The organism is Estrella lausannensis, from assembly GCF_900000175.1.
Lineage (GTDB): Bacteria > Chlamydiota > Chlamydiia > Chlamydiales > Criblamydiaceae > Estrella > Estrella lausannensis.
Genome location: NZ_CWGJ01000005.1, coordinates 1 through 18,945 on the forward strand (window position 1 = coordinate 1; position 18,945 = coordinate 18,945).

At 48.0% G+C, this 18,945-nt stretch carries 13 protein-coding genes; 8 read left to right on the plus strand and 5 right to left on the minus strand.

The annotated features are described in order from the left end of the window. Nucleotides 1-351: 351 nt before the first annotated feature. The 5 genes from ELAC_RS01190 to ELAC_RS01210 all read left to right on the plus strand — a co-directional run bounded on the left by ELAC_RS01190 (nt 352) and on the right by ELAC_RS01210 (nt 8,775). Nucleotides 352-2,064, plus strand: coding sequence for a hypothetical protein (locus tag ELAC_RS01190; RefSeq protein ID WP_098037455.1), 1,713 nt, complete (start codon nt 352-354; stop codon nt 2,062-2,064). 309 nt (nt 2,065-2,373) lie between these two features. Next, on the plus strand, nt 2,374-3,945 hold the full coding sequence (locus tag ELAC_RS01195) for a hypothetical protein (RefSeq protein WP_098037456.1): 1,572 nt from the start codon (nt 2,374-2,376) through the stop codon (nt 3,943-3,945). 1 nt (nt 3,946) lies between these two features. Continuing rightward, nucleotides 3,947-4,258 (plus strand): hypothetical protein, encoded by a 312-nt coding sequence (locus tag ELAC_RS01200; RefSeq protein WP_098037457.1) that lies wholly within the window; start codon nt 3,947-3,949, stop codon nt 4,256-4,258. A gap of 111 nt (nt 4,259-4,369) precedes the next feature. After that, complete coding sequence (locus tag ELAC_RS01205; RefSeq protein WP_098037458.1) at nt 4,370-6,538, plus strand: hypothetical protein; 2,169 nt, start codon at nt 4,370-4,372, stop codon at nt 6,536-6,538. A gap of 275 nt (nt 6,539-6,813) precedes the next feature. After that, nucleotides 6,814-8,775, plus strand: a complete 1,962-nt coding sequence (locus ELAC_RS01210) for a hypothetical protein (protein WP_143406399.1) — start codon at nt 6,814-6,816, stop codon at nt 8,773-8,775. A gap of 100 nt (nt 8,776-8,875) precedes the next feature. On the opposite strand, the gene ELAC_RS01215 is transcribed toward ELAC_RS01210, so the two are convergent. Next, the gene (locus ELAC_RS01215) at nt 8,876-9,616 is read right to left on the minus strand and encodes a hypothetical protein (RefSeq protein WP_098037460.1); all 741 of its coding nucleotides are present in this window, start codon (nt 9,614-9,616) and stop codon (nt 8,876-8,878) included. 199 nt (nt 9,617-9,815) lie between these two features. Here ELAC_RS01215 and ELAC_RS01220 point away from each other — a divergent pair, with 199 nt between their 5' ends. Further along, the gene (locus ELAC_RS01220; RefSeq protein WP_098037461.1) at nt 9,816-12,095 is read left to right on the plus strand and encodes a heavy metal translocating P-type ATPase; all 2,280 of its coding nucleotides are present in this window, start codon (nt 9,816-9,818) and stop codon (nt 12,093-12,095) included. Here the strand turns inward: ELAC_RS01220 and gcvPB are convergent. Genes gcvPB through gcvT form a run of 4 tightly spaced genes read right to left on the minus strand, consistent with a single transcriptional unit; the run spans nt 12,090 to nt 16,357 of the window. Next, nucleotides 12,090-13,535: an aminomethyl-transferring glycine dehydrogenase subunit GcvPB gene (gene gcvPB, locus ELAC_RS01225; protein ID WP_420810323.1), complete on the minus strand. Its 1,446-nt coding sequence runs from the start codon at nt 13,533-13,535 to the stop codon at nt 12,090-12,092. The genes ELAC_RS01220 and gcvPB overlap by 6 nt on opposite strands. After that, nucleotides 13,532-14,884 (minus strand): aminomethyl-transferring glycine dehydrogenase subunit GcvPA, encoded by a 1,353-nt coding sequence (gcvPA, locus tag ELAC_RS01230; protein ID WP_098037463.1) that lies wholly within the window; start codon nt 14,882-14,884, stop codon nt 13,532-13,534. Before gcvPA ends, gcvPB begins: the two co-directional genes overlap by 4 nt. Before the next feature lie 16 nt (nt 14,885-14,900). After that, nucleotides 14,901-15,269: a glycine cleavage system protein GcvH gene (gcvH, locus tag ELAC_RS01235; protein WP_098037464.1), complete on the minus strand. Its 369-nt coding sequence runs from the start codon at nt 15,267-15,269 to the stop codon at nt 14,901-14,903. A 17-nt stretch (nt 15,270-15,286) separates the two neighbouring features. Continuing rightward, on the minus strand, nt 15,287-16,357 hold the full coding sequence (gene gcvT, locus ELAC_RS01240) for a glycine cleavage system aminomethyltransferase GcvT (protein WP_098037465.1): 1,071 nt from the start codon (nt 16,355-16,357) through the stop codon (nt 15,287-15,289). Nucleotides 16,358-16,716: 359 nt separating this feature from the next. Here gcvT and ELAC_RS01245 point away from each other — a divergent pair, with 359 nt between their 5' ends. Together ELAC_RS01245 and ELAC_RS01250 are read left to right on the plus strand one after the other, a co-directional pair. Further along, entirely contained in the window at nt 16,717-17,646 is a 930-nt protein-coding gene (locus ELAC_RS01245) for a hypothetical protein (protein ID WP_143406400.1), read from the plus strand. Between the two features lie 371 nt (nt 17,647-18,017). After that, nucleotides 18,018-18,944 carry a hypothetical protein gene (locus ELAC_RS01250; protein ID WP_098037467.1) on the plus strand — a complete coding sequence of 309 codons (927 nt, stop codon included), beginning with the start codon at nt 18,018-18,020 and terminating at the stop codon, nt 18,942-18,944. The last annotated feature ends 1 nt before the right edge of the window (nt 18,945 follow it).

Genomic DNA, 18,945 nt, shown 5'->3' on the forward strand with positions numbered 1-18,945 from the left:
CCTAAATTTAAAATAAATATTTACTTTCTGCTGCACCAGCTCAGCTCCTGTGGGACTTAAACAGCGTCGTTTAAGAGATTTCAAGAGTTCTTTGACTGTCTTGGCGCCGGGCATTACCCATTGCTTCAATTGATTACTGCGGGGAGAACTTCCCTATTTCTTTCTATCCCCATGTCCTGCTGTCTCCGGCCGGAGGCCATAGCCTTTAGAAACGATAGATTTTGTTTACAATATATTAATATATAATATATATTATATGCGCGCTTCAATATATAAATGTTCTTTTATTTAACTAGACTAACTTGAGATGCGCGTTTGTTTTTTTCACCATCGTTATACAAAGGATTGTATATGACAATAAACGGTTTTTCAACTGCCCTATCGGGTACTCGGCAGCCATGTGTCCCCCCCCCTACACGCAGCGTCGGCAGCATAAATACGAGATATCCCTCTGTCGATGCTCATGCCGCCTCTCAGGCAGCACTGCTGCTCTGCCTTGATCCCGCTAATTCAGCGCCGGCCTCTCAATTAAGGCTTGAAAATCGCTCTATTCAGCATCTGTCTCCTGAACCAACCGCTAATGCGCTTTCCAAGGAAGAGCGAGACCAGATCTGGGTGATGGAACCGACGATAACCTATGATGAGATAAGAAAAGTGAACCGGGTGGTGGTCCGTAAAAATGAAAAGGTGTGGGCGGAAGGCCACCATATCGATGACACTATCGTCAAAAACACTCCCAAAGCTTTCATTGCCGATGGGACGGACACTGAATTTTATGATGAAGAAGGTAATTTTATCTGTGGGATTATCTACAACATCGATGTTAAGGAGGGAGCGATCGGCGAGCTGGGCTCATTGGCACAGGCAACCACGAAACGAGGTGCTGGAGGTGGATTGCTACCTGATATTGACAAGATAAAGCAGAATCTCGAATCCGATGGGGCGACCAATATATCAATTAGCGGGGGATGGGCGATCAGTTATATAGCCTCTGGTAAAAAGCGTAAAACAACGAAGGCAAATTCACATCACTCCACTGTCTATGGTGTTTCTGGTAGAAGGGGTGATGGGGATATTGCTCCAAGTAAAAGAGCGGGGCTTACTGTAGTAAAACCTTATTTGGAGCTTCTAACTGATTGTTTTAAGAAGAGTTTTCCAGCTCAGTATCTGGATCATGACAAAAAGATGCGCAAGTGTCAGGGACATGTCTATTATCAGGAAAATTCCGTTTTTTCAACGATGGCGGTTAATCGTCATGAAATTGATAAAGAGGGTGCAGTCAAGAAGCAATCGCGCGCCGCGCTTCACACCGACAAGGGGCATCACAAAGATGGTTTTGAAGTGATGCTCACACTGAAGAAAAATATCGAGGGCGGGGATGAATTTCTACCGGAGTATGGGATTTTGCTAAAACTGCAAGATCGCTCTGTGACTTGCTTCAAAGGGACCGCGATACAGCACGACGTTACAGCCATCGGACGGAAAGATTTGTCTAAACAAGCCAATCGAGTGACGGCCCTGGGGTTTATGCTTAAACTTTCCGATGCAATGCTTACTAGCGCTAAAGAGCGTGCCACTTCAGCAGAGGCAGCTTTGCCGCCAACCGAGACAAACGTCATGCCCCAGATCGGGATGGCCACTCATGCGCACTCGATTCAAGGACATGAGACCCCGTTGCCAGCAGCTACCGTCCTGCCAGAACCGATGGATCCCTACGCATTCTCTCAGGAGATGGCAAACCTTCGGCAAGCACTAACCGAGAGTCAGCATGCTTTGCAGATTCTATCGCTGCAAAAGGAGCTTCTTGAGAGTCGGTTGCAAAACGAGCAGTTAATCAATGCAGAATTGAGGCGGCAGCTCTCTCTTTCAAGTCAGGGTGCCTCTCCGGCAGTAGGAGGAGCTTTTTTGAGTATGATGTCTCCTGGAGCGAACACTACTACCACAACGACTTCATTAAGCGATCAGGAATCTCGGCGTCTCAAGCATTCGCGCTCAGATTGCGAGGATGCAGACGTTGTCGTTTTACAGTCGCCGGCAAAGAGGTTAAGGACGGAGAAATTCTAACACACCGATGCGCTTGAGGAGAGGCGGGATGGTCTTTTTAGTCCCGCCTTTTGAATGGGTCTGGCTGCCAGCCTCCATAGGGAATTTTTTTTTTCTCATCCGCTCGGCGGAGGCTGCCAGAGCAGTCGGTCTTATATCTATAATCTAGTGAAAGCATCACTCAATTTGGCCATCTCCCAGCTCTTATGTCCAATTTTGAGGTGTATTTTTGTATTTAGTAACTATATAAAACCGTTTTTATTGTAAACCTTTTTTGTTTAACATCGCTTTAATTTGTTTTAATTTATTTTTTCGTACAAAGGAATGTATATGTCAATAAACACCCATTCAACACAGGTGTCAACTCCCTCTTTTCCTCCGGACTTCATCCCCTATGGAGTGGTAGTTCCAAATCAGCCGGGACCAGCTCCGGGTCATGTGGCGATTGCGCAAACCCTGTTGAATTTAGATCCTCAAAGCAGTGAGGCGCCCCCTCCAGACGCTCTTCAGAGCCGTTCATTTACACAGATCGCTTCGACCCTACCTCAGGAGACGGAAATGAACCAGCTTTCACAGGAAGAGCGGGATCAAATCTGGGTGACGGAACCGAAAGTGACCTTTGATGCGCAGAGAAATGTCAAAAAAGTGATCGTTACAAAAAACAGTAAGGAGTGGGCGCGGGGGACGTTCGTTGATGATGTTATTGTGAAAAGCACTCCGAAGGATTACATCGCTGACGGCGAGAATACTGAATTCTACGATGAAAATGGCAATTTCATCTGTGGAATCGCCTACGGTGTTAATGTGGAAATGGGGGCGATGAAGAAGTTGGCGCCTCTGGCAAACTCTTCGGCTCAACGAGGAGCGGCAGGAGGATTGATAGTCGATATAGAGGCAGCGAAGGAAAAGCTTAAATCGGATGGCTATCACGATATAGACGTTGTTGGCGACGGGTGGGCTCTCAGGTATAGAAAAAATGAGGGTAAGGGGCAATACTCTACGTTTGCTAACCGCCACTACTCGACGGCTTATGGTGTCACTGGATCGGCTAAGAGCTATATTGTTGACAAAGTAGCACCCACTAAAGCAAGCGGTCTTCAAACCCTGCAGCCTTATTTTCGGCTACTGACCCAATGTTTCATGAATCAATTTTCCGCTCAAACATTGAGTCATCTTCAGCGCATGAAAGAATGCGAGGGACACTATTTTTTTCAGCCGAGCACCTGCTTTTCTTCTTTGGTGGTTAATTGTCATGAAATTAATGAGAAGGGAGAAGAGATCAAAAATTCCCGAGCTGCGATTCATCTCGACGAATCACATCACCCCGATGCGTATGAAGTGATGCTCACATTAAAGGAAAATATTGATGGGGGAGATCTCTATCTGCCTGAGTACGGGATATTGCTTAAATTGAAGGACCGATCCGTCACTTGCTTTAATGCAACGCTTCAAAAGCATACGGTTACCAAAATCGAAAGAGAAAATGTCTACAAAAGTGCCTGCAGAGTCACTGCGTTGGCTTATATGAAAGGATTTTCAGAAAATGCCCTCGCAATGGCTAAGGTACATGCCAAGGAACGTTTGCTCGTGGCAGCTGCAGCTGGCAGCTGCAGCTGCCATACAGCAGCGGGCGGCTGGTTTTGTGCCTCAGGGTGTGGCAGCAAACAATCCGCACCCCTCGCAATTAATGAGCCCGCTTCCAAACACACCAATTCACGTACCACCCCAATCCACAACCACCGCCCCGGCTGCCCCGCAGCAGCAGGCAGCTGGCGTTGTGCCTCAGGGTGTGGCAGCAAACAATCCGTACCTCGCGCAATTAATGAGGCCTCTTCCAAACGCACCCATTCAGGTACAACCCCAATCCACGGCCACCGCCCCGGATTTGGGTGGTCTTTATAAGGTGATTGCGGAAAGTCAGGCGCTTATAAAGCAGCTTAAAGATGAAAATGAGGTACTTTCCCTGCAAAAACAGGTCGTAGAAAGTAAATTGGAGACGGCAAATTTAAAAATAACCGTCTTAACCGAGAAATTGCAGAGGGCAGAGGCTGCCTTGACAGGTCAAGGAAATCATCAAACTCCAGCTACCTTCTCGACAACAACCGATACCGGCAGCTCCCCCGAGAGGTTTAAGCGTGTCCTCTCCGATTTGGAGCAAGGAGAAGCCTCCTTGATGGAGCCTTCTTCGAAGAGACCAAGGCTAGAGAAGTACTAATTTTAGTGGGCAGTCTCTAACAGACTGCCCACAAACTCAAATCAGTGTGCAGCGGCACGTAAAATATATACCAGATACTCGTCTCAGTGACGTAAATCAAGGAATGATCATATGAATATCGATGGAACTAAAAACAATTCTGTCAGCAATGCCTTTAGGATGTCAGCTCCAAAACCTACAGAAACTAAGTTTGTCGATGAGTTGCCAAGCAAGGTGTCAAAATTTCAGCCAAAATCCCCGCTCAAATGCTCTACCAGGCAAATTCGCTCAAGATCTATCAGATCCCTTGGAGTACCCTCCGGTGCTACACCGAAATCGGCAAGTCTTCAACAAAATTTTTACCATTCCGCTCCATCGGACGCTGCCTCATTCAATAGGAGAGAAGTTCCAAAGCCTACAGAAACAAAATTTGTCGATGAGTTGCCAAGCAGGGTAAAATCCGAGCCGAAGTCCACTGCAAAAGTTTCTGCGAGGCAATCTGGCCCGCAAGTTTTTGGAGCCAAGGAAACATTCTCGCGTGTTGCTCCTGCCGCAGCGCCAAAAACACCAAGCGTTGGCCAAATTCAAAACATCCAAGTGGTGTCGGACACAGCTTTGGTCAAGAGCTCAATGGTAGAAAAAACGGTTTCGAAAAACAATCACAACTGGGTAATTGGCCAGCATGTAGATGACGAAACAATAGCTCAAGTCACTCCAAAAGAGAATATTGCCGACGGCGAGGATACGGTGTTTGTTGACGACAGTGGCAATTTTATTTGCTCGATCGCTTATGAAGCACTAGACGTAACTGACGATGCGATTGATATCTTGGCTTCACTGCCAAGATGCAGCCGTGAACGAGGCCCTGCGGGAGGTCCTATAGATCGGGAGACGATGGATAGTTTTTACAAAGATCTGAATGAGAAAAAACGAAATAGCAAGAAGGCCGAAGAGAGAGAAAAGTCCAATCAACAGCTAGTGTACTCGGAGGACAAATCTTGGCTGGCTTATCTCAATGGTGACAAAAGCAAGAAAAGAGGAAACCCTCATTATAGTACAACATTCGGTATCGCAAGGAATTACAGGACACCTGCTGAGGTCGAGGCTGCCGAAGGTGAAAAAATGCCGAAATACCATATTGTGAAGCCCTATTTCAAGTTGATCAGCGACTGTTTTGAGAAAAAGTGGAATGATCAATACAGGTCTTACACGCGAAAGATGAAAGACAAAGGCGGAGACGCCTTGTACCTGGCAGATTCTGTCTTTTCATCCATCGCCGTCAACACTCATGAAATCGCAAGAAATGGAGAACTTCGAAAAGATGCACGGGCTGCTATTCACATCGACTCGGGACATCATGATGAGAGCTACGAAGTCATGCTTTGCTTAAACATAAATGTCGATGGAGGAGACCTCTATTTCCCCGAGTATGGCATTCTTCTTAAGCTAAGACACAGGTGTGTGGTGTGCTTTAGAGGTAAGTTACACAAGCACGCTGTAACGGAGATCAGAAGAAAAGACCTCAATTCGGAGGCTTTAAGGGTCACCCTTGTAGCTCACATGATGCGTTTTGGCAGTGATACTTTGAAAAAGGCCAAAGAGAGTAAATCTGAGCATCCTCAGCTTGCATCACAATCCACATCTCCACGGTTTAAGCCAAGTGATTTTGAAGAGGGAGGAGAGGAAGAGAGTGAGCCGCCGGCCCCTTTCCAGGCCTTGAAAACGGGATTGGCGACGGAACGGGAAAGCGGCATTTCAATTCCTGCAGAGTACAAGGAACCGGCTTTCCCGAACTTCTTTAAAGGTGCCTATGTCGATCCCACCGCAGCAAAAGCAGCTCCTCTTGTGAGCCTTGCACCGCTAACGCAGGGTTTCTTTTACCCACCGCTCTCAGGCGCTCCTGTCAATCCCATGCCAGGGTATGTTCCACATCAATCCGCTAATTTCTCAGGGATGAACATGTCATTTATTCCTACGTATGGCGGCATCTCGCACGCTCAGCATGTCCAGGCATTGCGAGAGCAGCTGTTCGAGAGCCAACGGGAGCGGGAACAATTGCAGAGAGAGATTTTAGCGATGAGAGCCTTTACTGCTTACTCACAAGCAAGTCAACAGCCTCTTTTCAGATCTAATGAATCTAGGGATGAAGTTGCGGTATCATCAGTTTGGCACACTGAGACATGCACCTCTCCAGCAGGTATAGAGGCCCGCGGGTTAAAGCGCCCGCCCGACGAATTGGAAATCGACGAACTCTTGGGCTGTATGCCGCTTGAAAAGCAAGCGCGTCATCAGAAGCAGTGATTTTGCGGTACCGTTCATTGCCTAGATTCGATGAACGGGTTCATTAAGGAGTTTTTCTCTCATCCGCTTTGCCTTCGGCTGTCATTGCAGAGCGGACGGCTGGCTTTGTGCCTCAGAGTGTAGTGGCAAGCAACCCGTGCCACTCGCAATTTCTGATGCTGCCGCAAATCCCAGCGATTCCTGTTTAAACCTTGCCCAAAGCCTAAAATTATTATGCAATGCCAAATAGTATATACGGATTGTCGTCTGTGTAGCTTAAATCAAGGAAAGATCTTATGAATATAGATGGAACTAGCAATATTTCTACTGATATTACCTCTAGCATGAAAACTTCAATACCTCCAGAAACCTCGATAGTCGATGAGTTGCAGCGAAAGGTATCTAATTTTCTGCCAAAGCCCCCCAAAATAACCTCTGAGAGGCAATTTGGTCTGCAAGTTTTGGGGCACAAGGGCGCATCCCCGCTTGTTGCACCAGCAGCTGCTGCCAATTCGCTCTGCGTTGACCAAAATCAAAACATCCAAGTCGTATCGGATGCTGCCTTAGTCAAGAACTCAATGGTAGAAAAAAGGGTTTCGAAGAACAATCACGACTGGAAACTAGCCGAGCATGTCGATGACGAAACGATAGCTAAATTCACTCCCAAGGAAAATATTGCCGATGGAGAGGACACTGTCTTTCTTGACCAGGATGGAAATTTTATTTGTTCGATCGCATATGATGCAATCAACGTAGCCGACGATGCCATTGATACACTTGCTAAAGTGCCACAATCCACTCGTGAACGGGGGGCTGCAGCCGGTGTTGTCGATCGGGAGGCGATGGATAAGTTTTATCAAGATCTCAATGAAAGAAGAAAATCCAGCACAATGGCCAAAGTGAGAGGGAAGTCCAATCAAAGGGTTGAATATTCGGAAGAATTCCCTTGGCTGGCTCATCTCAATGGCGATAAAAAGGCCAAAAGAGGAAATGCCCATTACAGCACATCCTTTGGGTGCGCAAGAAACTTCAAAACGCCCGCTCAAGTGGAGGCGGACAAAGGTGAAAAAAAACCAAGATACGAAAAAGTGAGGCCCTACTTTAAGTTGATCAGCGATTGTTTTGAGAAGAAATGGAGCGATCAGTACAGGTCTTATACGCAAATCATGAAAAAGAATGGGGGAGATAACTTTTACCTGGCGGATTCCGTCTTTTCAACCATCGTGGTCAATACTCATGAAATTGCAAGCAATGGAAAGGTTCTAAAAGATGCAAGGGCTGCTATTCACACAGACTCGGGACACCATGATGAAAGCTTCGAGGTCATGCTTTGTTTGAAAAAAAATGTCGAAGGAGGAGACCTCTATCTTCCCGAGTATGGCATTCTTCTCAAATTAAGACACAAGTGTGTGGTTTGTTTCAGAGCTAAGTTACACAAACACGCCGTTACGGAAATCAGAAGAAAAGAACTCGATTCGACAGCCTTAAGGGTCACTCTTGTGGCCTATATGACGAAATTTTCGAATAGTACCTTGAAGCAGGTCGTAGAGAGTAAGGCTAAAAGTCATGAGCCTGTATCACAGCTGCCATCTCCACGGTTTAAGCCAAGCGATTTTGAAGAGGGCGGTGAGGAAGAGAGTGAGCCGTCGGATTCTTCTCAGGTGCTGAAAAAGACGGCGCTGAAGAACGACGGAAGCGGAATTTCAACCCCCTCAGATCAAAAAGATCAAGCTTTCCCGAATTCATTTGAAGGCGTTATGAACAATACCGTTGCAGCGCCAGCGGCTCCCTTTGCAGGCATTGCACCGCCATCGCAGGGTTTATTTTACCCGCAGCTTTCGGGCGCTTCTGTCAATCCAATTCCATGGGCGTTCCCGAACCAAGCCGCTTATTGCTTCGGGCCAACCGTGCCTGTTATTCCTGCTTATCAAGGCATTCTGCAAGCTCAACAGATCTATTTGCTGCAGAAACAGTTGGAGGAGAGTCATCAGAAGTTAGAACGACTAGAGCAAGAGAATTCAGCGATGAGAGCCTATCATGCTCAGTCACAAGAGGGTCAACAGCTTCATTTCAGGTCTGAGGAATCCAGGGAAGAAATGTCGAGCCCTGCGACACTGCCCGTTTGGCACACGGAGACCACAACCTCTTCAGTAGGTAAAGAGGATCGAGGCATAAAGCGTCCGTCCAGTGAATTGGATTCCGGACAATACTTGAACCCTATACCGCTTGAAAAGCAAACGCGTCCTCGAAGGCACTAATTTTTGCAGTACCTTTTATCGTCCAGATTCGATGAAGCAGCATAGCTTTGGTTAAGTACATAAAAGTCCCTTGCAGTAGCTACTGCAAGGGACGTTTTTTTTAATGGGCCTGTACCCAGTTTTTCTTAGCTTCCGCAAAAGCCCAGGGGACGTAGTTGGCTTTTGTGACACCGTGCGGAAGAGTGAACGTTGTGCTGCCTGTGATGTGATGCTTCTTCACGCGAGCAAGGCGAGACGCGGTCGGTTTGCTCAAAGGTTCCGCCATCGCCAGGGCTTTGGCGATCGCTTCATCTTGAGATACATCTTCCATCGGTGGTCTAAACGCTTCATCGATCTCCTGCTGCAACTTCAGTGCGATCTCCAGGTCTTTGGAGGTGTCGGCCGAAGACTGTTTTGGAAGCTCCATGAATTGCGAAAGCGTGAGCTCATCCTTTTTAGTGGAGGGCAGCTCCTGGTCTTGATTTTTGTGGAGTGTACGTGTGGGTGGGCGATGGTTGACTTTGGGTCGCGTCTTTTGCGGGTGGAAAAGAGAGAGCGGTTTTTCCTCTTTTGCCTCGCTCTTCCTAGTTTCGGAAGTAGCAATCACGCTTTCTTCACTCTCTTTTGCAGTGACAAGCTGAAGGGGGGCTTGTTCTCCTTCCTTCGATTCGCTTTCATTTTTCTTGGTGAGCATCATGACTAGAAATACCGTACCGACCACAGAGGCGACAGCGGCAATTGTGCCGAGAACGGCAAGGGCGATTTTCCTTCCACTCCATCCGCTTTCTACAGGTTTTGCCTGGATAGCTTTTTGATCAGCTGATACAGCCAGCGAAGTAGTTGGGTTTAAATTAACAGACATTTGGTTCTCCTTAGTAATAAATTAGTAATACAGCGTTGTTAATCTTATAACTTAATTGTTAATGAAATGTTAAATGTTAGTTAAGTGGAACTAAATAATGTTAGTTGTTGTGTAAGATATTTTTTGTATTCTTGAAATAGGTCACCACCCATAGTGGAGTGAAGGGCCTGTCCATTAGGTTCAAGAGGTAAAGTGCGGTATGGAAAACGAGAAAGATCCAGTCTGCGGGATGCAGGTTAATGCGAATAAAACGGAGTTCAAAAGTGATTATCGGGAAAAGGGCTACTTTTTTTGCAGCGCCCGCTGCCTCCAAGCGTTTGAGCAGAATCCTGAAAAATATCTCAGCGGCACACCTTCTCAGGACATGGGTGGAAAATCGGCTCTTTGGACCTGTCCGATGCACCCGGAAATTGTTCAGGATCATCCGGGAGACTGCCCGATTTGCGGAATGCGTCTAGAGCCTAAGGAGGGAGGCTCCCTTACCGAGGATACGGAATATCTGGAGATGAGAAAGCGGCTTGTCGTGGGCACTATATTGACAATTCCTCTTGCGATACTAGCTATGGGCGGTATGCTCATTCCCCTGCAAGAGATCGAAGCTCTAGGTACGGGATGGATTCAGTGGCTTCTTTGCACCCCCGTCATTTTTTGGTCGGGATGGCCTCTTCTCAGCAAAGGTTGGAGTTCATTTCTTCGTCTCAAACTGAATATGTTCAGCTTAATTTTTCTGGGCGTGCTTGCTGCTTACATCTTCAGCGCCTTGGCGCTTGTCTTTCCCGATTTTTTACCCGATTCCCTACTCCATGAGGGAGAGCCGCCGCTCTATTTTGAGACGGCCGCCATCATTACTGTCTTGGTGCTTTTAGGGCAGGTGCTCGAACTCCGCGCCAGAAGCCGCGCAAGCGATGCTCTAAGCGCACTGATGGGGCGTGCTGCCAAATTTGCAAGACGCATCGAAAACGGCGAAGAGAGGGATGTGCCTGTCGATGAGATTCATATTGGTGATGTTTTAAGGGTAAAGCCTGGCGATAAAATCCCGGTGGATGGAGTTATCTTGGAGGGGGCAACGTTTGTTGACGAATCCATGTGGACAGGAGAGCCGGTTCCAGTGGAAAAACAGGAAGGTAGCGCCGTTGTAGGGGGGACGATCAATTTCAAAGGCAGTTTTTTGATGCGTGCATCCAAAGTAGGAAGTGACACGCTCCTCGCCCGCATCGTTAGGATGGTGGCGGAGGCGCAAAGAAGCCGTGCGCCGATTCAAAGCCTTGCAGATAAAGTCTCTGAGTACTTTGTTCCTTTAGTTGTTGTCGTCGCTATCGCGACTTTTTTTGGCTGGTATTTTTTAGGTCCCGAGCCGCGTTTAAGCTTTGCTGTTGTCAATGCGGTTTCAGTCTTGATTATCGCCTGTCCGTGTGCTTTGGGCCTCGCCACACCAATGTCGATCATGGTGGGGATGGGGCGCGGCGCGAGCGAGGGTGTGCTGATAAGGGATGCTAAAGCTTTGGAAATGCTTGAAAAAGTAAACACCGTTGTTGTCGATAAGACGGGGACATTGACAGAGGGAAAGCCTAAGTTGACAGGCCTCATTACCGTGCAGGGAGGAGATGAAATCTATTTGCTGAAGATGGCCGCTTCCCTTGAGCGGGAAAGCGAGCATCCTTTGGCTCATGCGATACTCCAAGGAGCTGAAGAGAGAAAAATTCCACTTGCCAAAGCTGAGCGCTTTACTTCGTTTGCCGGAGGAGGAATCACAGGATGGGTGGAAGGGAAATGGATTGTGGCCGGAAAAGAGAGCTTTTTAAAAGAGCAGGGATGCGCGGGGATGGAGTCCTTGGCTGAGAGGGTCGGCCAAAGTCTCAAAGAAGGCGAAAGCGTGATCTTTGTTGGAGTGGATGGAAGGGCTCAAGGAGCCATCATGGTCAGCGATCCGATTAAGAAATCGACACCGGAGGCTATCGAGGCAATTCATGGGTTCGGCATCAAGGTTGTGATGCTTTCAGGTGATAATGAAAAGACTGCCTTAGCTGTAGGAAAAAAATTGGGAATCGATGGGGTGCACGCAAACGTCAACCCGGAGAAGAAATATCATTTTGTCGAAGAGTTAAAAAGACAGGGAATGATCGTCGCGATGGCGGGAGATGGGGTAAACGACTCGCCCGCCATTTCGGCCGCGGATGTCGGGATCGCCATGGGCACCGGCACCGATGTGGCGATGGAGAGCGCAACTGTCACGCTTGTGAAAGGTGACCTAAAAGGGATTGCGAAAGCTATCCGCTTAAGCCGGGCGATGATGCGCAATATCAGGGAAAATCTCTTTTTTGCGTTTATCTATAATTTGCTGGGCGTGCCGATCGCTGCGGGAATCTTATACCCTTTGACCGGGATGGTGCTAAGCCCTGTCATCGCTGCGTTGGCGATGAGCTTTAGTTCCGTATCGGTCATTGCCAACGCGCTTAGGCTGCGCCACAAGAAGCTATAGCGCTGTCAATACAGGCTGTCTTGCTGCCTGCACTTCATCGAGCCGTTTTACGCTCATCTTGTGAGGCGCGCTTTTAACGAGATCCGGGTCTTCCCTGATTTCTTCGATGATGCGCGTAAACGCGGCAGCGAATGCGTCAAGGGTTCTTTTTGACTCCGTTTCCGTAGGTTCTACCAGCATGCACTCTTTTATAATCAGGGGAAAGTAGACTGTCGGCGAGTAAAAGCCGTAATCGAGAAGGCGTTTCGCGATATCGAGAGCGCGCACTCCCTCTTCCAGAAAACTGTCGCACTGTATGACGAATTCATGCATACAGGGACCCTGGAAGGGTACGTTGACCTCTTTTGCCAGAAGGGTTTTCAAGTAGTTGGCGTTCAGTACGGCGTTTTCGGCAACATGTCTTAGACCCTTCATCCCAAGGAGTTTTATGTACAGGTATGCACGGAGATAGACGCCAAAGTTTCCTTGGAAGCTAGCGACCCGCCCGATGCTTTGGCCTTCGGTAAAGTCTCTTCTAAAGCCGTCTTTCTCTTTAATGACGCGCGGCAGCGGAAGAAATTCCTTCAGAAAGTCTTTGACGAGGACAGGGCCGGATCCGGGACCTCCGCCGCCGTGCGGAGTAGAAAATGTCTTGTGCAGGTTCAAATGCATGACATCGAATCCCATATCCCCGGGCCTTGCGACATTCAGAATGGCATTTAAATTCGCTCCATCGTAGTAAAGGAGGCCTCCTTTATCATGTACAAGGGATGAGATCTGGAGAATATTCTTGCTGAAAAGCCCTAAGGTGGAAGGGTTGGTGAGCATCAGGGCGGCAGTGTTGCTGCTTAGCTTCTCTTTAAGCATCTCCATATCCAGATCGCCATCGACGCCGCTGCGGATAGGAATAGTTTTTAGTCCGACGAGGGCGGCAGATGCCGGGTTTGTTCCGTGGGCACTGTCCGGAATTAAAACCTCCGGGCGTCGCTCCCCGCGGCTCCGGTGATAGGCTTCGATGATTTTGAGGCCGGCAAATTCGCCTTGGGCTCCAGCCGCGGGCGCGAGGCTGCCGCCGTGCATCCCGGTAATAGCCGACAGATCTTCGATCAGCTCGTAGATAATGCGAAGGCAGCCTTGCACCTGGATGTCGTCAGAAAGAGGATGGGCTTTGACAAATCCCGGATTGGAGGCAGCTTCGTCATTTGCTTTCGGGTTGAGCTTCATGGTGCAGCTGCCCAGCGGATAGAAGGTTGTGTCTATCCCTAAATTGTTTCTGGAAAGAGTGCTGTAGTGGCGGATGATATCGATCTCTGCGATTTGCGGCAGAGGCAGCTCCTCTTCTCTCTCCAACTCTACCGGTGGCAAGAGCGCGGAGAACGCAGCTTCCGGATAGGGCAGAGAGTAAGCTTTTTGTCCCTCTTGTGACTTCTCAAAAATCGTGACAGCGCTATTCATCGTCAATCCCTCCTCCCTTCGATAGCGGATGCCGTTTCGACATATCTGTCTAGCATCTCTTTACTTTTGATTTCTGTCACCGCGACAAGAAGTGTATTTTCTTCTTTCGGCATCAGTTTGCCAAGAGGGATGCCCGGCTCAATGCCGGCTCTCCTGAATCCTTGAAGCACCTCTTGAATCGGCTTAGAGAACTTGACGGGGAACTCGTTGAAGAAATCATTGTCTTCGATCACGCTTCCGGGCAGCTCCTTGGCAAGTCTAAGCTTTAAATAGGCAGCCTTTTGATAATTCATCAAAGCCAGCTCTTTCATTCCCTTTGGACCAAACCAAAGTGCTGTCATCAAGCTGGAGAGAGCCATGAGTGTCTGATTAGTGCAGATATTGGAGGTCGCCTTCTCTCTTCGGATATGTTGCTCTCTTGCCTGCAGCGTCAGGACATAGCCTGTTTTACCCTCGGTGTCTACCGTCTCTCCGACGATGCGTCCCGGCATCTGGCGCATCAACTCCTCTCTACAGGCGAGGTATCCGGCATAGGGACCGCCAAACTGCAGGGGGATGCCAAGAGGCTGCAGCTCTCCTGCCGCGATATCCGCTCCCTGCTCTTTCGCCGATTGAAAGGCACCGAAGGTGATTGGGTTGGATGAGAGAATAGCCAAAGCCCCGGTGGATTTTGCCTTTGAAAAAGCCTGTTTGGTGTCTTCAAAACGTCCAAAGATGTTAGGGCTTTGAATGATAAGGGCTGCGGTATCTTTGTTTAAGGCTTTTTCGAGGTGGGAAAAATCGGTTTTCCAGCTTTTGGGGTTATAGGGAACTGTCTCGATCTTATAACCTATCGATTCGGTGTATTGACGAATAATTTCCCTATAGGCCGGATGGACGGACTCGAAGACGACAAGAGTGTTTCTTTCTTTCTGCTGGCGCAGTGCCATCAGGGCCGCCTCTGCAAGAGCCGATCCGCCATCGTAGACGGAGGCGTTGGAGATGTTTAAGCCCGTGAGTGCTGCGACCATCGATTGAAATTCAAATATGGCTTGAAGCATTCCCTGAGAGGCTTCAGCCTGGTAGGGAGTATAGGAGGTTAAAAACTCCCCCCTTCGAATCAGCGCTTTGACACAGGCCGGGATGTGGTGCTCATAGGCTCCGCCGCCAAGATAGCTCACCAGGTCCAAAACTTTGTTTTCGCTCGCGATCTTCTCCATCAAGGCCAGTCCTTCGAATTCGGAAAGGCCTTCTGAAAACTCGTCCTTAAGTCGAAGGGAAGAGGGGATATCCCGATACAGCTCAAGGATATCTTGAATCCCTATCGTTTCCATCATCTCTTTTCTTTGGACAGGGCTGTTTGCGACAAAATCCATCAGAGCAATTCCTTCACTAGTTTCCGAGCATTTTTTGGTAGGCTGCCTCGTCCATCAACGCATTCAGCTCTTCTTTTTGCTGAAAGTCGATTTTGTAGAGCCATCCTGCCTGCTCGGGATCTTCGCTCAGCAGCTCCGGCGCTTCTTTTAGTTTCGCGTTTACCTCTGTGACCGTGCCAGTAAGAGGGGCATAGACATCCGCGGCAGCTTTAGTTGACTCCAGTACGGCAGCTACCTCTTTGACTTGGATTGTGCGACCCACTTCAGGCAGATCGACAAAGACGATGTCGCCCAGTTCCTTCGCTGCAAAACGGCTGATGCCGACGGTGGCTTTTGTCTCTTGAATGTCGATCCATTCGTGGGTGTCGGAATATTTTCTTACCATGGTTCACTATCTCCGGATTAAGATGCTTGATGATGAATAAAGGGCAGCGATACTATTTCGCCCGGTTCTTTTTTACCGCGGATTTCGATGGTGACGCGGTCGCCGATGGCGAGTTTGGAATTTAAGAGAGCGATGCCGACCGATTTTCCCAGAGTGGGAGAGAATCCTCCGGAGGTGATGACGCCCACGTTTGTATCTTCCTTGAATACAGCGTATCCCTCGCGCATGACCCCTTTGGATGAAAGGACAATTCCTTGTTCACACCTGCTTGTGGGCCAATTCATTAGAGCATCTTTGCCCAAGAAACGCTCTTTTTGCATTTTCACGGTCCAGAAACTGACGCTTTCCAGCGGAGAAATAGTCGGAGAGAGTTCGTGGCCAAATAGCGCATACCCCATCTCCAGCCTTAGGATGTCACGTGCCGCAAGGCCGCAGGGAATTACTTGCCTTTGCGAAAGTATGGTGTCCCATAGCGATCGCATGGTTTTGAACGATATGAGGATTTCGAACCCATCCTCGCCTGTGTAGCCGGTTCTTGATAGGGCAAGAGGTCCGAATTCATGATGCTTCTCATTGGCAAGAGTGTGCTTTTTTAAATTGAGCGCTCCCGGGATGATTTCTTTTAGAACATCCGCCGCTGTTTTTCCCTGAAGGGCTAAGAGGCCATGTGTATCGAAGAGGGAATGGACGGAAACGCTTTTGAATCGGGCGGCCTCTTGTTTGAAATGGCTCAACACGACGTCCCGATTCGAGGCATTTGCCACTACCAAGAAGTTTGAGTCGGAGACTTTCATCACCATGACATCGTCTATGCAGCCGCCCTCTTTGGAGCAGAGGACAGTATACGTTGCCGATCCCGTTTTCTTCCCTTTGATTTGATTGGTCGATACCCAGTCAAGAAAGGATTCGGCTTCTTCTCCTGCGATTTCTATGACTCCCATGTGGCTGACATCAAACAGGCCGGCCCCCTCCCTCACCGCTTTCACTTCAGCGAGAGCGCCGGTGTAAAAAAGAGGCATCTCGAAGCCTGCAAAGGGCGCCATTTTAGCTTTTTGGATATGATAGGAGTAGAGGGGAGTTTTGTTCATGGAGTGGCCTCGGCTTATGTCAAGTCTGTGGTGATTATGCACATCTGGAGTGTATGAGACAATCCCAGATTTCAAGAGTTTAATTACCACCCTTTGCTGATGAAATATACCATGAGAGCCTCAAAATCGAGCATGGGGGCCTTAAAAAGCCCCCATGCCGAATTTTGAGACAGCTTTCTTTGTTAAAACCAAATTTTGAGATAATTGCGGTATAATCAAGGGCGGTTAGCTTTTTTGATGCGTTATTAATCTTAGTTTTTATCAAGATTCTCTCTTTGGAGAAAATAATCAAATTTATTGTTTTTTTTTAGATAGAGGACTATCATTACTATATTTAATATTTATTTATGCAGGTATGGATGAGTTCTCTTGTTGTTGATGGTTTTGATTTGAATTGGTTTGCCAAAAACCCTGAATACCATCCAAATAAGTTGGGCTCAGGTAACTCTTCCGAAGAGAGGAACGGGGGCGATGAAGATAGGCTAGGCACATCCGTCATAAGAGAGGGGCGGAAATATACTCAGGTTTCTTGTCTCAAGGATTTGACCTTCATGGGGAGAGTCGCCAGACTTGTAGCTTTTGTGGCCGTAACGATCCTTACAGCGTTTATTGGCCTTCTTTTTCAGGGAGTGCGCAATCTTGGAGCAGAAGCTATCCAAGGAAAAGTGACAGTCGATGTTCTCTTCAAAACTCCTGACCATACCAAAACAGGGGAACCGGATAGGCCTTTGACAAGAACAACTTCTTCTGGTGCAGGAGAATCGAGGGGGCAAACAGCGCAATTGCCAGGCGGAGCTATTCCGTCGATTGATCTAGGCGAAAACACAGGTGAGGGAGCGACTGTTTCAGCCAATCCTTTAGTTCGGCAGATACAACTTCTGCTTCAAGAAGGATATTTGAAAAGCCTATCTCAGTCTCCTGAAGAGCTAAATTTAGCAATCGAGGCCCTTAGATATGAGGTGATAGAGGGAAGTGTTGCGGCAACTCTTAAGCTTCTGTGGTTGAGAATATTGCATGGAGACGTGGATAAACTAGTCAACTGTATAAACTTCTTGATTTCCAAGAACGCCTCTCAGGAAATGTTTGATTTTGTGAAAGACTTGCATGCAAAATCGCGTCACTACCTTTCTTTAAATAGGGAAATGGCGGCGTCTCTAACGATTGAATCGAAAGAGTTGATGCAAAAGTTCAGTAGCTTGTCGGTAGATTTTGCTAGCAAGGTCGGGGTACTGAAAGGAGCAATATCGTTTCAATGTGCTGTGAACGGTATCGAATTTCCGATTGACTAAATGCCATGGTTAGCTTTGGGCTGGACCTCCCAATTCCGGCACTTAAGAGTTAGAGGGGGCCGCCTCATCGCTTGATGGCCCAGGTGAATGCAATCCGGTTGAATTCAGCCGGATTACGAAAAGCCATCAAGACATCCCATCTGTCGGCGCCAAACCTCCTATCAGTCCATTCTTAAAAAAATAATTACTATTAAGTCCTCCCCTAGCTAGTGGCATGTCCCTGGCACTCGATGTTATAAATTTTGATGGATTGACCAACCCCGAAGCTTACCTGACGGTCCATTTTTTCGGTTTTATGTAATATTTTCTCTTCGTTAAAGGGGCGTTGTTGTTTAATATGACAGGCCAATGTGTTTAATTTTTGAAAGGTTATGAATATTTTGTTAGTAGAGCGTTTTGAAGCCGACTGGTTCGAGAAGCATCCTCAGTATTTGCCCTTGCAAGACCTCAGGAACGATTTGCAGGAAAATTCCGGTGAGATGGTTTCAGGGGGCGGATCTGTAATGCGGGGCGGTCGAAAATATGTAGGGATTGACTGCCTTAAAAGGATCGGCTTTCTTGAACGAGCTCTTCGGCTTGTTGTCGCTATTGCTGCAACGATTTTGACAGGGTTCATAGCTCTTGCTTTTCAAAACGTTAGACATCTTTGGCGCGACTGCTTTCGGGGTGAAATTGCCGTCACGGTTTTAATCGACGCCTCTAATCCGTCGGATGCTCTCTTAGCTAGGTTTCCAATTGAGGGTGCCCCCTCAGAGGACGGGTCTGCGTCTCCGTTTATTCCTCGCACTCTCTCCGAGGTTATGATTCCTGGTGTGGATGTCACGCGGAATGCTTTCGCGGATCTCTCTCTCGAACAGAGAAGACAGCATATCGTGAACTTATATCGAAGCTTTGATTTGAAAATTCTATCGGAAAGAGGGCTAGAAAGAGAGAGGTTGATCGATGTCAGGCTTAACGATCCAACGAGCTTAGGATCCAGTGTGACTGATGCTCCCTTGCTCCAGAATATGTGGCTCTATGTCCTAAAGGGGAATTCGGATGCCGCTCGACGATGTGTGCAAGGAGCTTTTGCAGGGCTAGATACCAGTTTGCTGTTCTGCTTTGTGCGGGAGCGCTTAGCGATCGCTAAGTATTACCGGGATTTCTATGTGCAAAACTCATCTTCGATAACCGATACACTCGCAGCGCAATGGGAAAATCTAGGCTGTGCGATCGGTGAGTACATTCACAAAGTGGCCGATCTGACAGAGGTGGTCGACGAATACTGCAGAATCCATGGCGTTGCTTTCTCCCGGTAGC

What these genes read in the sequence shown, in the direction of transcription:
- ELAC_RS01190 (WP_098037455.1), top strand. Translation starts at nt 352, where the DNA reads ATGACAATAAACGGTTTTTCAACTGCCCTATCGGGTACTCGGCAGCCA.
- ELAC_RS01195 (WP_098037456.1), top strand. Translation starts at nt 2,374, where the DNA reads ATGTCAATAAACACCCATTCAACACAGGTGTCAACTCCCTCTTTTCCT.
- ELAC_RS01205 (WP_098037458.1), top strand. Translation starts at nt 4,370, where the DNA reads ATGAATATCGATGGAACTAAAAACAATTCTGTCAGCAATGCCTTTAGG.
- ELAC_RS01210 (WP_143406399.1), top strand. Translation starts at nt 6,814, where the DNA reads ATGAATATAGATGGAACTAGCAATATTTCTACTGATATTACCTCTAGC.
- ELAC_RS01215 (WP_098037460.1), bottom strand. Translation starts at nt 9,616, where the DNA reads ATGTCTGTTAATTTAAACCCAACTACTTCGCTGGCTGTATCAGCTGAT.
- ELAC_RS01220 (WP_098037461.1), top strand. Translation starts at nt 9,816, where the DNA reads ATGGAAAACGAGAAAGATCCAGTCTGCGGGATGCAGGTTAATGCGAAT.
- gcvPA (WP_098037463.1), bottom strand. Translation starts at nt 14,884, where the DNA reads ATGGATTTTGTCGCAAACAGCCCTGTCCAAAGAAAAGAGATGATGGAA.
- gcvH (WP_098037464.1), bottom strand. Translation starts at nt 15,269, where the DNA reads ATGGTAAGAAAATATTCCGACACCCACGAATGGATCGACATTCAAGAG.
- gcvT (WP_098037465.1), bottom strand. Translation starts at nt 16,357, where the DNA reads ATGAACAAAACTCCCCTCTACTCCTATCATATCCAAAAAGCTAAAATG.
- ELAC_RS01245 (WP_143406400.1), top strand. Translation starts at nt 16,717, where the DNA reads ATGAGTTCTCTTGTTGTTGATGGTTTTGATTTGAATTGGTTTGCCAAA.
- ELAC_RS01250 (WP_098037467.1), top strand. Translation starts at nt 18,018, where the DNA reads ATGAATATTTTGTTAGTAGAGCGTTTTGAAGCCGACTGGTTCGAGAAG.